The sequence below is a fragment of the Thermonema rossianum DSM 10300 genome (genome assembly GCF_000426825.1).
Lineage (GTDB): Bacteria > Bacteroidota > Bacteroidia > Cytophagales > Thermonemataceae > Thermonema > Thermonema rossianum.
The window spans coordinates 1-15,770 of record NZ_KE384579.1 but is presented as its reverse complement, the minus strand read 5'-3'; the positions used below and the strand labels follow the sequence as shown (position 1 = coordinate 15,770).

Annotated in this window: 10 protein-coding genes; 2 read left to right on the top strand and 8 right to left on the bottom strand. The window is 50.8% G+C overall.

Features of this window, described 5'->3' with window-relative positions:
• On the top strand, nt 1–271 hold a 271-nt coding region (locus tag K384_RS13920; RefSeq protein WP_211245253.1), incomplete at its 5' end, for a hypothetical protein.
• A 129-nt stretch (nt 272–400) separates the two neighbouring features.
• Here the strand turns inward: K384_RS13920 and K384_RS11705 are convergent.
• The 4 genes from K384_RS11705 to K384_RS11690 form a co-directional block, all read right to left on the bottom strand.
• Nucleotides 401–1,825, bottom strand: a complete 1,425-nt coding sequence (locus K384_RS11705) for a TolC family protein (RefSeq protein ID WP_169737653.1) — start codon at nt 1,823–1,825, stop codon at nt 401–403.
• On the bottom strand, nt 1,818–5,102 hold the full coding sequence (locus K384_RS11700) for an efflux RND transporter permease subunit (RefSeq protein WP_038032652.1): 3,285 nt from the start codon (nt 5,100–5,102) through the stop codon (nt 1,818–1,820). Before K384_RS11700 ends, K384_RS11705 begins: the two co-directional genes overlap by 8 nt.
• A 38-nt stretch (nt 5,103–5,140) precedes the next feature.
• Complete coding sequence (locus tag K384_RS11695) at nt 5,141–6,232, bottom strand: efflux RND transporter periplasmic adaptor subunit (protein ID WP_038032649.1); 1,092 nt, start codon at nt 6,230–6,232, stop codon at nt 5,141–5,143.
• A gap of 122 nt (nt 6,233–6,354) precedes the next feature.
• Nucleotides 6,355–6,762: a hypothetical protein gene (locus K384_RS11690; RefSeq protein ID WP_157630158.1), complete on the bottom strand. Its 408-nt coding sequence runs from the start codon at nt 6,760–6,762 to the stop codon at nt 6,355–6,357.
• A 147-nt stretch (nt 6,763–6,909) separates the two neighbouring features.
• On the opposite strand from K384_RS11690, the gene K384_RS11685 reads away from it, so the two are divergent.
• Entirely contained in the window at nt 6,910–8,583 is a 1,674-nt protein-coding gene (locus K384_RS11685; RefSeq protein WP_038032644.1) for a capsule assembly Wzi family protein, read from the top strand.
• A 289-nt stretch (nt 8,584–8,872) separates the two neighbouring features.
• Here the strand turns inward: K384_RS11685 and K384_RS11680 are convergent, their stop codons facing one another.
• The 4 genes from K384_RS11680 to K384_RS11665 form a co-directional block, all read right to left on the bottom strand.
• A complete protein-coding gene (locus tag K384_RS11680) occupies nt 8,873–10,516 on the bottom strand; it encodes a type I restriction-modification system subunit M (protein WP_051633365.1) in 1,644 nt (547 codons plus the stop codon).
• Nucleotides 10,517–10,674: 158 nt separating this feature from the next.
• A complete protein-coding gene (locus tag K384_RS11675) occupies nt 10,675–11,043 on the bottom strand; it encodes a four helix bundle protein (protein ID WP_038032641.1) in 369 nt (122 codons plus the stop codon).
• A gap of 51 nt (nt 11,044–11,094) precedes the next feature.
• Complete coding sequence (locus tag K384_RS11670) at nt 11,095–12,354, bottom strand: restriction endonuclease subunit S (RefSeq protein WP_051633364.1); 1,260 nt, start codon at nt 12,352–12,354, stop codon at nt 11,095–11,097.
• Between the two features lie 75 nt (nt 12,355–12,429).
• Entirely contained in the window at nt 12,430–15,381 is a 2,952-nt protein-coding gene (locus K384_RS11665; RefSeq protein ID WP_038032640.1) for a type I restriction endonuclease subunit R, read from the bottom strand.
• Nucleotides 15,382–15,770 lie beyond the last annotated feature (389 nt).

The following is a 15,770-nucleotide window of genomic DNA, read 5'->3' as shown; positions in this document are numbered from 1 at the left end:
TTTTCCCACAGCGCATCTACCATTAAAAGAAGGATTGCGACGAGCAAGGCAAAATGCCTTGCTTTTTTGTTTTACAGCCTTGCTTATGAAGGAGCTTAAACGCAGTCTGCCGGTTTCTCATCTCCGGCAGCATGTCACCCCGGACGAAGCGCAAAAACGTAGTTTGTCATTTCGAACCTCATGCAGTGAGGTGAGAAATCTCGACCTCAAACCCACCAAGCCGCAAGAAGCAAAGAGATTTCTCGCTACGCTCGAAATGACAAGGGGATAGTTAGTTGAAAGGACAGAGAGAAGCTTGAAAGCAAAAGAGAAAAACAAAAAGGGAAAGCCTCGAGGCAAAAAAACAAAGCCACCTGAAACAGGCGGCCTTGTTTGTGTCTTATGGCTTGTGCACTCCTCTCTATTGCCAGCCACCTCCCAAGGCACGGTACAATTGCACCTTACCTTGCAGTTGTTTGAATTTCACTTCTATCAATTCCAAGCGGGCATCCAGTGCTTCGGTTTGGGTAAGCAGTACCTCCAGATAGTCGGCATCGGCAGCCCTGTATAAGGCATTGGCGATGTCGATAGATTCGGTAAGAATACGCACCTCTTCGGTTTTCAGCTGCAGGCTTTGGGTATAGTTGTCGAGCTTTGCCAGTTGATTCAAGACGTCGGTATAAGCCTGAATCAAGGTCTGCTCATAGGTATAGAGCGCCTGCAGCTGCCGGGCATTGGCTGAATTATAGGCTGCCCGTATGGCATTGCGGTTGACCAGCGGCGCCATCAGGTCGCCGGCAAGGTTGTAGAGCAAAGACTCGGGCGCCAGCAGAAATGCCGGATTGAAAGCCTGAAAGCCTATGCCTGCGCGCAGGTCTAAAGAAGGATAAAACAGCGCCCTTGCCGACTGCACATCCAGTTTGGCAGCCTCGAGTTCCAATTCGGCGCGGCGCACATCCGGGCGGTTCTGCAGCAGCCGGGCAGGCACGCCTGTCAGGATGGAATCTACCGGCAACTCAAGGAAGCGTTCCGATGAGCGTGCAATGGAATCGGGCAGCTGACCGGTCAGGAGGCGCAGGCGGTTTTCGGTTTCGGTGATGCGCTGCCGGATGGCATAACGCAGGTTTTGGGTTTTGAGCAAACGCGCCGCAAAACGGTTGACTGCCAGGCGGGTATCGCGCCCTGCCTGCAGACGCTGACGAATCAGCGCCAAGGCATTTTCTTGTATGCGGGCATATTCATCGATGATGCTCAGCAGGTTGTCCAGTGCCATCAATTCGTAGTATGCCTCTGCCACCTCGGCAACCACCTGCGTTTGTACGAAGCGGCGCCCTTCGATGCTTGCCAAGTAACGCAAGGCGGCAGCTTTTTTGGCATTGCGCAGGCGCTTCCATATGTCCACTTCCCAAGAGGCATAAGCCCCCAGCTCGAAGTGCGAAAAAGGCTCGGGGAACTCCTCACCCGGGCGTATCTCCAGCTGTTTCTCTACGGCACCGTTGCGGGTGTACTCTCCCACTTTGTCGATTTCGGCGGCGGCACCCAAGCGCACAAAGGGCAGGTATTCCCCTTTGCGGGCACGCACTTCATTCTGAGCGATGACGATTTCCTGAAGCAATATATTCAGCTCTCTGTTGTGGCGGAGCGCCGAGTCGATGAGTGCCTGCAGCTGCTTGTCTTCAAAGAAAGTGCGCCAGTCGGGCTGCGCCGTAGCAACAGTATCAGCGCCCTTGCCGAAAGTGTCAGGCAACTGCATCCGGCTGCCGGGCAGGGTGTAGCGCGGCCCCACGCATGCCCCTGCCAATATAAGCCACAGCAGCGCCCATACGTATATTTTGACTTTATGCATTGTCTTCATCGTCTTTTGCGTTGTTTTTGTTTTCATCTTTGTTTTTAGCCTTGCGCTTGGCGGCTTCCCATACTACATCCAAATGCGTGAGTTTCTTCCACATGCTTGCCTTGTAGGCATTTTCCACCATCTCTTCGCTTAGCGGCGATACTTCCTCCTCTTGAAGGAGCTGTTTGCCTTCGGTCAATTTGGCAAAGATGTAGTAGAGTCCCGGAATGATGAGCACGCCGAAGACCGTACCCACCACCATGCCGCCCATGGCCGAACTACCGATGGTGCGGTTGCCGATGGCACCGGCACCGTGGGCAATGACCAAGGGAACCAAGCCGGCCACGAAGGCGAAAGAAGTCATCAAGATAGGACGGAAACGTACTTTAGCCCCTTCGATGGCTGCATGCAGGATGGTAGCGCCTTGCTCGTGCTTCTGCACGGCGAATTCTACAATCAGCACGGCGTTTTTGCCCAAGAGACCCACCAGCATGATGAGTGCCACCTGTGCATAAACGTCGTTGGCCAAGCCCATGAGCTTCAAGGCAAGGAAGGAACCGAAAATACCAATAGGCAACGACAAAATAACAGCCAGAGGCAAGATAAAGCTCTCATACTGCGCTGCCAATACCAGATACACAAAGGCAATCACCACGATGAAGATGTAGAGCGCTTCATTGCCCCGGTTGGCTTCATCGTAGGAGAGCCCCTCCCATGCGATGTCATAGCCGTTGGGCAGTGTTTGGGCAGCCACTTCTTTGATGGCCTCGATGGCATCGCCGGTGGTATAGCCGGGAGCAGGCAAGCCGCGAATGGCTGCTGAGTTGTACAGGTTGTAGCGCGTCAGCTCGTTGGGACCCTGGCGTTTTTTCAAACGCATGAAGGCAGAATAAGGCACCATTTCGCCCTCTTCGTTCTTCACATACAGATTGAGCAGATCTGAGGGGAAGCGCCGGAACTCGGGGGCTGCCTGCACATATACTTTAAAGAAGCGCCCGAAGCGGATAAAACCCTGCTCATAGGTACTACCAATAAGTATGTTCAGATTTTCCATGGCTTTGCCAATGGAAACACCCTTTTGCATGGCCAGCTGGTTGTCTATGATAAGCTCATATTGCGGATAGTTGATAGCAAAGAAGGTAAACAAGCCGGTGATTTCTTTGCGCTTGCGCAGCGCATCCATGAACTCTTTGTTCACGCGGTCGAAGGCTTCGTAGTCGAAAGAGCCGGTTTTATCGAGCAAACGCAGTGAGAAACCGCCGGAAGTACCGAAGCCGGGCACGGCCGGGGGCTCGAAAAACTCGATGATGGCACCCAAGCCCTGCGCCTTCTCTTCAAGTTCTTCCATGACTTCATGCACCGAGCGTTCGCGCAGCGACCAATCTTTCAGGTTAATCAATACCGTGCCGGCGTTTGATCCGCGCCCTTCGGTCATGATTTCGTAGCCTGCCAGCGAAGTGGCGGATTCCACCTCCGGTATTTCCTCGCATATCTTTTGCAACTGGCGCGCCACCTCATTGGTACGCTCCAGGGTAGAACCGGGCGGCGTCTGTATGATGGCATAAATGATGCCTTGGTCTTCATTGGGCACAAAGCCGGAAGGCAGCACTTTGCTCACCCCGACGATACCCGCACTGAATGCCAACAGCACGGCAAAAGTCACCAAGCGCCGGTCCACAATTTTGGTCAAAAAGCCTACGTAAATGCCGGTCAGGCGTTCAAACCAGCGGTTGAATTTGTCCATGAACCACTCCACGGGCGACTTCTTCCTGCCCGTCTTCCAATGCGGGTTTTTCAGAATCATGGCGCAGAGCACCGGCGTGAGTGTCAAAGCCACAAAAGCCGAAATCACTATGGAGCTGGCCATGGTGATGGAGAACTGACGGTAGAAGACGCCCACCGGTCCGGAAAGGAAGGTAATGGGCACAAACACCGACACCATCACCAGCGTAATGGCAATGATGGCGCCGCTGATTTCGGTCATTACTTTTTTCACTGCCTGATAAGGCGAGAGGTTGTCGTGCTCCATCTTGGCATGGACGGCTTCCACCACCACAATGGCGTCGTCCACCACAATACCGATAGCCAACACCAACGCAAAGAGCGTAATCAGGTTGATGGACAGCCCCAAGAGCGACATCACGAAGAAAGCCCCAATGAGCGATACGGGCACGGCAATGATGGGAATGATGGTGGAACGCCAGTCGCCCAAGAAAAGGAAGACCACCAGAGCCACCAGAATGAAGGCATCGCGCAAGGTGTGCACCACTTGCTCAATGGAAGCATCCAAGAAGCGCGACACATCGTAGCTGATGGTGTATTTCATGCCGGGCGGGAAGTCTTTTTCCAGCTCTTTCAGCTTGGCTTTCACCTGTTCTATCACCTCCTGCGCATTGCTGCCCACCGTTTGTTTAAGCACGATGGAGGCAGAGGGGCGCCCGTCCAGGTTGGAATAAATGTCGTAAAACTCCGAGCCCAGCTCTACGGTGGCAATGTCTTTCAGGCGCAGGATTTCGCCTTCTTCCGTGGCGCGAATAATAATGTTTTCGTATTGCTCGGGCGTATTGTAGCGGTCCGGTCCAATCAGAACGTACTCCAAGGATTGCGCCTGCTTACCGGAGCTTCGTCCCAGGCGTCCGGGACGCGCAATGATGCTCTGCTCCATCATAGCCTCCATCACTTCCTCTGCCGACACCTTGTAGGCGCGCATGCGGTCGGGGTTGAGCCATACCCGTATGGCAAAGATGCGGCTTCCCAATATCTTAGCCCTTGCAATCCCTTTGATACGCTGAATTTCGGGAATCATGCGTGTAAAAGCATAGTTGTAAAGAAATTTTTCGTCTGCCTCTTCGTCGGTACTGTACAGGTTCACGTACATGAGCATACTGGGCTGAATGGGGGTAATAATCACCCCTTCGCGCTGCACCAAAGGCGGCAAAAGAGGCATGACCTGGTCCACGCGGGTTTTTACCCGCACCACGGCATCGTTGGGGTCGGTACCCGGCTCAAAAATCACCTGTATGGTACCCTCGCCGGCACTGGTGGCGTCGGAGGTGATATAACGCATGCCCTGCACCCCGTTGATGGCCGTTTCCAGCGGAATGATAGTAGATTTAATCAACACATCGGCACTGGCACCCGGATAAGCAATGAATATGTTCACCGTGGTGGGAGCTATTTCGGGGAACTGTGACACGGGCAGACGATTAATGGCCAGCAAGCCCGCAAACACAATAATAATGGAGGTAACTATGGCAAGTACCGGTCTGTGAAGGATTCTGCTAAACATCGTTTTTTCTGTTTTTAAAGCTTATACCAACTGCACGTTTACTCGGCATACAAATCCAATTGCTGAAGCACTTGCTGCGGCTCCACATAGTGGTATTTGATGCGGTCGCCGTTGCGCAGCTTGTTCAAGCCTTCAAAAACGATGCGGTCGTTTTCGCTCAGTCCTTCTTCCACGGCATAGATATGCGGGAACTCTGCGGCTATTTTGATGCGCCGGGCTTGTATTCTACCTTCTTTGTCCACTACATACACATATTTTTTGTCCAACACCTCGAAAGTGGCTTTTTGAGGAATGAGCCACACGTTCTTCAGCGGCAAGGTCATCAGTATGTTGCCGGTTTCGCCATGACGCAACAAGGCATCGGGGTTGGGAAAAGTAGCCCGGAAGGCCACCGTACCGGTACGGTTGTCGAATTCCGACTCTATGGCTGTGATTCTACCTTCCCGGTCGAAAATTTCGCCATTGGCCATGCGCAGGCGCACTGTTTTGGAAGTGGGGTCAGTAGCGCGGTAGCGCATGTATTCGAGGTATTCGGCTTCCGGCACATTGAAATACACCCACAGTTGGCTCACGTCCGAAAGGGTGGTCAGCAGCTCGCCTTCTTCGAGCAGCGAGCCCAAACGCACATGAAAGCGCCCCACCAAACCATCGAAAGGTGCCGTAATTTTGGTAAAGGCAAGGTGCGATTGAGCCAATGCCAGCTCGGCTTTGGCCTTTTCGAGTTTGGCACGCACCAATGCCAGTTGTGCCGGCGATATGATGTTGCTGTCGGCAAGTGCCTTGGCGTTGTCGTATTCTACCTGTGCATAGTGCACTTCGGCTTGCGCCTTTTGCAGTTCTGCCCGATAAACTACTGGTAAAATTTGGAAGAGCAGTTGTCCTTTTTTCACATACTGCCCCTCATCTACATAGATATTTTGAAGGTAGCCTTCTTCCAAGGCACGCACTTCTATGTGCTGTATGGCGTGTATTTGACACACATACTCGCGGGTGAGGGAGGTATCTTTGCGCAGAGGGGAAGTAACCGGCAACTGCGGCACTTCCTCGTGGTGTTTTTTGTGTTGTTCACAGGCGGTAAGACTAAAAAAGAGTGCCCCAAAAAGCCAATAAATCCATTTTTTATTTTTCATGACGGGAAATATTTTTGTAAAGTACAAGGAATGAGGAGGAATGAAACATGCCAAGCGTCCGCTTGCTTTTTATGAAAAAAGCAAGGGCGCCATTGAGCGGAATGATAAGAGGGGAAAGGCTACTAAGGGGCTTCGCTAAAGGCACACCATATGTAGAGGCGGCGGCATGCCAAATGACATGGTCTGCTTATGGGTGGTTGTACACCGGCTTCATGCTCTGCCGGCAGCTGTTCGAAAGCGGGGAGGATATGATATGCTTCACCTGTTCCGGGGCGTTTTTCCTCTTCTTCTTCTTTCTCTTTTTCTTCGCCGGCGGCATTGTCCTCGTTGCATACGAGCCCCGGCAACACGGCATGCTCCTCTCCGGACAGATAAGGCAAAACGGTAGTATGGTGAGAGGATTCACCGGCAAGTGTCACGGCAAGGGCAGGCAGGTCGAAATCAAGGATGTGAGCTTGAGCAGCGGGCAGCAGGCACACTACCAAGCACACGGCAACCATCAACGCTTTTCGACTTACGCCCTGCAGCATCTTTTTTCCGGCATTTAAAATGCAGTTTTTTGCATGTGTCAAATGTAAAGCAAAAATAGCAAACATAAAAGCTTTTTCATATTTTTTGTAAGCTGCCGCCTTCTTTGTTATCTTTCCCTTTTGGTAAGAGCCATAAAGCATACACGCATGACACAGTTGATTCGTATTTTTTTGGCAGGCTGCCTGTTGTCCGGCACCTTATTGCCCTCATATGCCCAAGCCCCTTTGTATGACTTGGACGAAGACTACACCCACTTGCTGCGCCGCTATGAGCTGAAAGGCAAGCGCTGGGATACCCTTTGGCATTACAGTCAGTTGCCTGCAAGCAGGCAGGCAGTGCTTGGGCTGCTTCGCGACAGCAGCCGCTTCAGTTCGACTGCCGACCGCTTCAACCGTCACTACCTGCAAAGAGACAACTGGGACCAAAGCGACAGCCTCGCCCGCCTTTACGAAAGGAAGACAGCGCAAGGCTTTTGGGGTCACTTCTACCGTCAGCCGGCGGCACTCTACAGCGCACATGTGCCCGGCTTCCGCCTGGCGGTCAATCCGGTATTGGATTTTCAGGCAGGCAAAGACAGCCGCCTCGAAGCATGGACCTACCAAAACACGCGTGGTGTGCGCCTGCGCGGCAGCATCAATGACCGCCTCAGTTTTTTCACCTACCTGACCGACACCCAAGCGCGCTACCCCCTGTATGTGCAGCAATATGTGGATGCCACGCGTGCGCTGCCACATGAGGGTTATTTCAAAGACGGCGACCGCCCCTCGCCCACTACCTACGATTTCCTGAGTGCGCGCGGATACGTCGCCTTCCGCCTGCTGCCTTCCGTGGAGATGCAGTTTGGGCACGACCGCAATTTTATAGGCTACGGCAAGCGCTCGTTGATACTGTCGGATTTTGCGGCGCCCTACACTTTCCTGAAAATCACCACCCGCGTGTGGAAGCTGCAATACCAGAATTTGTTTGCCGAGATGGTTGCCGACGTGTCGGAAGCCGACGGGCTGCGTCCGAAAAAGTATTTTGCATTTCACCACCTGAGCGCCTACCTTACCCCCCGCTTGGAAATAGGCTTATTTGAAAGTGTGGTTTTCGGGCGGCAAGGGGGCTTCGAACTGCATTATCTCAACCCCATCATCTTTTACCGCAGCGTGGAGCAGCACGTAGGCAGCCCCGACAATGTGATATTGGGCGGGGACTTCCGCTGGATGGCGCTGCCCCGGCTGGCGCTCTATGGTCAGGTAGTCATCGATGAGCTGGTGGTGTCGGAGGTACGCAGCGGCAAGGGCTGGTGGGGCAACAAGCAGGCGCTGCAACTGGGCTTGCATTATGTCGATGCCTTCGGCATTGACAACCTGGACCTGCAAGGCGAAGTAAACATGGTGCGCCCCTATACCTACACCCAAGACACCCTCACCAAGGCGTACACCCACTACAGGCAGCCTTTGGCACACCCCGCCGGTGCCAATTTTTATGAGTTGCTGGGCGTGGTGCGTTATCAGCCGCTGCCCCGCTGGCGTTTCGAAGGGCAGTGGTTTTATATAGTGAAGGGCGAAGACCGTCCGGGCGAAAACTGGGGCGGCAACATCTTGCTTGACAACCGCAGCCGCGTGCAAGATTATGGCAACCACCTGGCGCAGGGCGTGCGCACCACCACCGCCTTGGCAGAGCTGCGCGCTTCCTGTCAGGTCTATCACAATGTATTTTTGGAGGCTTCGTATTTGTGGCGGCAGGTGAAGCAAGATACAGGCACGCGCACCAACACTTCTTTTGTGTCGGTGGGTTTGCGCATGAATGCCGCCCGGCGCCGGGCGGAGTTTTAGGACCGGGCTGTTTTGTCTTGCGCTCCGGAAACGGAGCGCTTTTTTCTTTTGCAGGATTCTCCTCTTCCTTTCATGCCTCCCACTGTCATCACAAGCCCTCCTCTGTCATTTCGGGTATCCTTCCCCCCTGTCATTCCGAGCCTCTTTTGTCATTTCGAGCGCAAGCGAGAAATCTCTTTTGCTTCTTGTGGCTTGGTTTGAAGAGATTTCTCACTCGCTACGCTCGTTCGAAATGACAAGATGTGGTTTGCTTGTTCGAGGATAGCCCCCGCCATGGCAACAAGGGGCATTACGACAAGGGCGGCAAGCCCAGCTCCTTGAGATATTCGTTGTGTTTGTCTCTGGCTGCTTTGATTTTCTGCTCTACTTCGGTGAGGGCTTGATGCACCTGCCGGAGGTCCACTTCGGGTTCGGGCTCGGCGGTGCTCACATAACGCGTGATGTTGAGGTTGTAGTCGTTTTCTTCGATTTCTTCCATGGATACACGCCGCGAAAAGCGTTCTTCTTCTTTGCGCTCGCGGTAGGTGTCCACTATCTTGCGTATGTGTTCGGGCAGCAGGGTGTTTTGCCGCTTGCCTTTTTCGTAGAGCTCCGAGGCGTTGATGAAGAGCACATCGTCGAATTTTTTGCATTTCTTCAAGACGATGATGCACACCGGAATGCCGGTCGAATAGAACAGGTTGGCAGGCAGGCCGATGACGGTGTCGATGTGGCCGTCCTTAAGCAGCTTGGTGCGTATTTGTTTTTCGGCATTGCCGCGGAACAAAACGCCATGCGGCAGGATGATGGCCATGGTGCCTTCGTCGCTGAGGTAGTGGAAGCCGTGCAGCAGGAAAGCGAAATCGGCGGCCGACTTGGGTGCCAGGCCGTAGTTCTTGAAGCGCGGGTCTTCGCCCATGGCTTCGGTGGGGCTCCATTTCAGGCTGAAAGGCGGATTGGCTACGATGGCGTCGAAGGTGATTTTATTGCCGGGACCGGCGTCGCGCAAGAGGGGCCAATCGTTGGTGAGGGTGTCGCCGTGGAAGATTTCAAATTCGGTGTCTTTCACGCCGTGCAGCAGCATGTTCATGCGGGCCAGGTTGTAGGTGGTGATGTTTTTTTCCTGCCCATAGATTTTGCCGATGGTACCGCCGGCTTCTGTTATCTTTTTGCGTACGTTCAAAAGCAACGAGCCCGAGCCGCAGGCAAAGTCATAGACGCTTTCGAGTTTGTTTTTCTTGCCGCGGGCAGGGTCCTGGCTGTCGAGAATCACGATTTCCGACAGGATGTCGGACACACGCTGCGGGGTGTAAAACTCGCCGGCTTTTTTGCCTGAACCGGCGGCAAACTGACCTATGAGGTACTCGTAGGCATCGCCCAGCATGTCGGCATCGGTGGAAAATTGGCTGATGCCTTCGTGAATTTTTTGGATGATGTTGCAAAGCTTTTTGTTGCGGGCGTCGTAGGTTTTGCCCAGCTTTTCGCTGGACAGGTTGATTTCGGAAAACAGCCCGCGGAAGGTGCTTTCAAACGATTCTTCTTCGATGAATTTAAATCCTTTTTCGAGGGTTTGCAGCAGGTCGGGGTGTTGGGTGCGTGCCATCTCGGCAATGTTGCTCCACAGGTATTCGGGTTTGATGACATAGTGCACTTTGCGGCGCATATGGGCTTCGAAGGCCTCAATGTCGCCGGGGTTTTGTTCGTACCACACAGCCAGGGGCGAACGGCGGTCGCCTTCGGGCAGCGTGGGGCAGTCGTTGCCCAGCTCCCGCAGGGCTGCCTGCTCGTAGTTGTCGCTGAGGTATCGCAAAAAGAGGAAAGAAAGCATATAATCGCGGAAGTCGTCGGCATTCATCGAGCCGCGCAGCTCATCGGCTATCTTCCACAGGGTCTTGCCCAAGTTGAATTGAGCATTGACAGTTGACAATTGAGCATTATTTTTCCCTTTTTCCATTTTTGTATCCTTCATTTTTAATTGAGAATTGACAGTTGAGAATTGAGAATTGACAGTTGAGAATTGAGAATTGAAAATTATTTTTATGCATTATGCATTCTCCATTATCCATCATGCATTCTCCATTATCCATTATGCATTCTCCATTCTCCCCCAAGTCATTTTTTCAAGCTGTTTTTTGATGATTTCACAATGCTAATCAATAATTTTAGCAATTCTTCACAATCGGAATAGATGGATTCAAATTCTTTTTCATTGATAAAGTCACTATCTTTTAGTAGTTGAAGCCAATAGGTACTTTCATTTGCTTCTTTTAGAGCGACATTCATTTTATTGATAAAATCAGCTTTTGATTGGGCGTGTTCGCTTTCTTTGATTAAAGCACCGATAGCAGTGCCACTCCTTAGAAGCTGTTTACTTAAAACAAATTCCTTTTTTTCGGATACCAAATATTTATACAACTTGACAATCCTTATCGCAAAAGCGTAAGACTTATTCATTACAATATTTTCTCTACCCTCTTTCATTATCCATTATCAATTATCCATTCTCCATTCTCCATTATCAATTATCAATTATCAATTCCCCATTGGAAAAAGCTGTTGCAGCAGCCCCTTTTTATGCTCCCGCAGCTGTTCTATCTTTTGCCTTTGGGCTTCTATTAGCTCATCCAATGCCGACAGGCAATCGGCGATTTTTTGTTGTTCGGCTTTACTGGGTGGAATAAACAGAGAATAAGACTTCAGTTGCTCTATGTTAATTCCTGGCTGTCCAGAACGAACTGAAACGGCAACTATCCACTTATTATATTTTTTAGTAAGTGTTTGTAAATAAACAAAGAATGGAATAAAATCTTTTTTAATTGAGACGCGAATTAAAAAACCAGCGAAATAGGCTTTGCCAAAACCATTTTTATGATAATACGACTTACCTACACTTGCCCCAGTTCTTGCAATAAGAATATCGCCAACATTAACTAAATATTTATTTTGTAATTCGCCTTTAGGTGAAGTTAATGGATTAGGTAAAAACTGTCTGCTTTCTTCATCAATATCTGTAATGCGGATATATATGTTTTCACCATCAAATTCAGTAGCAGCAGCATTTATACCATACATTAAACTGCTTGCCACCTCCCCCAACCTTTTCACTTCCCACGCACCGGAGTTTTGAAACTCGGGGAAGCGGAGTTTGGGCACTGTTTCGCCTTCGGCGGGGAAAAGGTTTTGCAGCAGGCCTTTTTTGTAGGTCTCCAGCAAGGTGAGTTTTTCTTCTTCGGCGGCGAGCCATTCATCCAAATTGCTTAGGAAAGCAGCGATTTTTTGTTGCTCGGGAAGGGTGGGAAGGGGAATGGAAATTCTAATCAAATTTTCAAAGTTCAATGTATTTCTAACACCTCCTTCAATGTTTGTTGTCATTTGTTTTTTGAATGAATTCGTATCAAACCAATGCAACAAAAAATAATCATTTATAATTTCCCGATTACATTTAAAACACACATACAATGGGCTTATGATAGAAATATTATCATCATTTTTGTAAGCTAAAGAACCCACGTCAATACGAGATGGATTGTAAGCAAAAGTACCTTTATCTACTACATAGTATTTTGAAGTGTCCATGCTTGCAACCTGTCTATTATCAAAATACTCATCTTGGTTAATAAAACCATGCTTATTGCTAATGCTTTGAACTAAACTATACTTTTTTTCCGAATTCCTTTTTGTATTCTTAAAAATTAATTTTTCAAGCAAAACCACTTCCCACTCTCCACTATTTTGGAATTCGGGGAAGCGCAATTTGGGTATAAGGGCGGTTTTGTTTGTTTTGGTTTTCATTTTTCAATTGTCAATTTTTAATTTTCAATTACGAATTGTCAATTCTCCATTATCAATTATCAATTTTCAATTGACTTACTCATACGCTTTCAATCCGCTGATTTCCCTGCCTTCTGCCATTTTTTTGAGCAGGGGGATGAGGTCTTTCATCAGGGCGGTTTCTTTCTGGCTGCGTGCTTTCCAGCCCAGATCCTGCCCGACAAAAAGGTCGCTGAGGCGTTGGCTGTCGAGAATGAGGCGATCGACGGTGTTTTGCACGAAGTCCTTCAGCAAGTCGAAGGGTATGCCGTGGCGTTGGGCAATGTTTTGCAGCTGCTGCAGGCGTTTGTTTTCTTTGAACTCTTCGTAGCCCTGCCGGATCTGCTCTTCGGTGAGGGGCACGCCCGCCTGCAAAGTGTTGATGTATTCGGCAAGGTCTTCGCGCTCGTCCATAAGGTTGGCATTGCTGCTGAGCATAGAGAGGAGTTGGTCGCGGGTGATTTTGTGCTTTTTGGTGTTGTGTCCGGTATATTCCGAAATCAGTTTCATGATATAGTCGTAATCGATGAGGGCAGAAGCAAAGAGCACCAGCTCGAGGTCGAGTTGTTGGATTTCGGGCGGGGCGTTGTCGCCTTGGGTTTGTTGTATTTCTCTGATCTGACGTGCCATTTCCAGATAAGCCGTGCGGAACTCGGTGAGCTTGTCTTCGGGCAGCAGTGACTCGATTTTTTGCTTTTCTTCTTCGGTGAGGTCGGTGTATTGGTCGAGTTGGGTGCGCAGGCGCTGCACTTCCTTGAAGCGGTTGATAAACTCTATTCTCGACTCATCGCCGCGCAGGTTGTAAACGGCCTGCGGTTCTGCCACCAGGTCTTGCATCTGCAGCCATTCTTCGAGTTTTTCCACGGCTTCTTCGTATTTTTCGATGACCACGGGGGCGGGTTCCACCAGCCACACTTTTTTGGATTTTTCGGGGGCTTCGCCGCCAAAGAGCGCAATGGCGCGGTCCACTTCGCTTTGCTGTTGGCGAAAATCGAGGATGTTGCCATAGGGCTTGGTGTCGTTGAGCACGCGGTTGGTGCGGCTGAAGGCCTGTATCAAGCCGTGGTATTTGAGGTTTTTGTCCACATAAAGGGTGTTCAGGTATTTGCTGTCGAAGCCCGTGAGCAGCATATCCACCACAATGACGATGTCGAGCTTTTGCGAGCGGGGCACTTCGCGGTTGGGGTATCGCTGCATTTTGATGCGCTGCTGCACGTCCTGGTAATAGAGGTCGAAGGTGGCAAGGGTGAAGTTGGTGCCGAAGCGGCGGTTGTAGTCGTCGATGATTTGTTGCAGGGCGGCTTTTTTCTTGCCGGGTTCTATTTTGTTGTCTTCTTTTTCTTGTTCGAGTTCTTCCTGCAGCTGGCGTATGTCTTTGTTGCCTTCGGCCGGCGGGGTAAATACGCAGGTAATATGAAGGGGCTCGAAGTCAGGGTCTTCTGCCTGCTTTTCGGTCTGCAATTTCTGAAACAGGTGGTAGTATTCGATGGCGTCGTTGATGGAGGCAGTGGCAAAAAGGGCATTGAAACGGCGGCGGTTGGTGGCGGCGTCGTGTTTTTGCAGAATGGTTTTGACCACGGCTTGTTTGTGTTCGGGGCTGTCGAAAGGCACCGGGGGTTCGGGCTTGTAGTAGTCGATATGGAAGCGCAACACATTGCGGTCGTCTATGGCGTGGGTGATGGTGTAGGCGTGCAACAGGGTTTCAAATACATCTTTGGTGGTGACAAAAGAGGCCGTGGTACCGTCGATTCTTTTGTAGGTGGCGTTTTCTTCGAAGATGGGGGTGCCGGTGAAGCCAAAGAGCTGTGCCCGGGGAAAAAATTCTTTGATGGCCCGGTGATTTTCGCCGAACTGCGAACGGTGGCATTCGTCGAAAATGAAGACGAAGCGTTTGTCTTTCAGCTTGTGCAGTTTTTCGGTATAGCCGTTTTTAGGGTCCAGTGCCAGCCCCAGTTTTTGAATGGTGGTCACTATCACCTTGTCGGCGTAGTCTTCGGAAAGCAGGCGCCGCACCAGCGTTTCGGTGTTGGTGTTTTCCTCTACACAGCCCGGCTGAAATTTATTGAACTCCTCGCGTGTCTGGCGGTCAAGATCTTTACGGTCCACCACAAACAAACATTTTTCGATGCCGGGGTTTTCTTTCATTAAAGTGGCGGCTTTGAAAGAGGTGAGCGTCTTGCCGCTGCCGGTGGTGTGCCAAATGTATCCGTTGCCGCTGCCTTGCCGCACGCTTTCCATGATGGCTTTGACAGCGTAGATCTGATACGTCCGCATCATCAGGATTTTTTTCTCCACTTCCACCAGCACCATGTAACGGCTGATCATTTCTGCCAGGGTGCATTTCGACAGAAAGGCATGGGCGAACTCATCGAGATGGGTGATTTTATTGTTTTTTTCGTCTGCCCAGCGGTACACGGGCAGGAACTGTTCTTCGGCATTGAAGCGGAAATGCTCTTCGTTGTTGTTGGTAAAATAAAACGTATCGGTGCGGTTGCTGACGATAAACAGCTGCATGAAGCAGAGCAGGGTGCGGGTATAGCCGTTGTCGGGGTCGGATTTGTAACGCACCACCTGTTCGAGGGCTTTGCGGGGCGACACGGCCAGGGTTTTTAGTTCTACCTGCACCAGGGGCAGGCCGTTGATCAGCAAAATGACGTCGTAGCGGTGGTGGCTGCTGCGGGTATTGACACGCAGTTGATTGATGACCTCGAAGTCGTTTTTACACCAGTCCTTGAGGTTCACCAACCGGTAGTGCAGGGGCGTGCCGTCGTCGCGCAGAAAGGTATTGATCTGACGCAAACGTTTGGAAGCCTCGAACACATCGGCGGTAATCAACTCATCGAGCAGGCGTTGAAATTCGTTGTCGGTGAGGCGCACTTTGTTGAGGGCTTCAAACTTTAGGCGGAAGTTTCGTTCCAACGCATCGCGGTCGCGTATATCGGGGCGATAGGCATATTTCAGTTCTTGCAGTTTGCCGATAAAACGCTGTTCAATCTCTCGTTCTTTCATGTATTTCCGGTTTTATGTAGTCAGCACTGTAAGGATTGCATGCATGAATTTAGTGATTTTGCAGAAAAAAAGAGAGCAGCCTGCAAGCTTGCGGTGTGCTTGGGTGGCTTTTTTCGCCCGGTTTTCAAGCAGATAAAAAGGCGCAGCCACACTGCTTTTTTCTTCTGTGCCCTGCCGTGCTTTGGTTTTTGTTATTTTGTTCTCTCCTGTCTTTTCGAGCGCCTCTCCTCCTATCCTTTCGCGCCTTCCCCCCTGTCATTTCGAGCGCAGCGAGAAATCTCTTTTGCTTCTTGCGGCTTGGTTTGATGAGATTTCTCACCTCACTGCGTGAGATTCGAAATGACAAGCTTCGCTTGTGTTTCGTTTGGGATGGCAAAAGGAAGCGTTTT

Bases quoted from the DNA above. Each gene is read 5' to 3' on its own strand.
- K384_RS11675 (WP_038032641.1), bottom strand. From the start codon at position 11,043: ATGAAAGAGGGTAGAGAAAATATTGTAATGAATAAGTCTTACGCTTTT.
- K384_RS11680 (WP_051633365.1), bottom strand. From the start codon at position 10,516: ATGGAAAAAGGGAAAAATAATGCTCAATTGTCAACTGTCAATGCTCAA.
- K384_RS11700 (WP_038032652.1), bottom strand. From the start codon at position 5,102: ATGTTTAGCAGAATCCTTCACAGACCGGTACTTGCCATAGTTACCTCC.
- K384_RS11690 (WP_157630158.1), bottom strand. From the start codon at position 6,762: ATGCTGCAGGGCGTAAGTCGAAAAGCGTTGATGGTTGCCGTGTGCTTG.
- K384_RS11705 (WP_169737653.1), bottom strand. From the start codon at position 1,825: ATGCATAAAGTCAAAATATACGTATGGGCGCTGCTGTGGCTTATATTG.
- K384_RS11670 (WP_051633364.1), bottom strand. From the start codon at position 12,354: ATGAAAACCAAAACAAACAAAACCGCCCTTATACCCAAATTGCGCTTC.
- K384_RS11695 (WP_038032649.1), bottom strand. From the start codon at position 6,232: ATGAAAAATAAAAAATGGATTTATTGGCTTTTTGGGGCACTCTTTTTT.
- K384_RS11685 (WP_038032644.1), top strand. From the start codon at position 6,910: ATGACACAGTTGATTCGTATTTTTTTGGCAGGCTGCCTGTTGTCCGGC.
- K384_RS11665 (WP_038032640.1), bottom strand. From the start codon at position 15,381: ATGAAAGAACGAGAGATTGAACAGCGTTTTATCGGCAAACTGCAAGAA.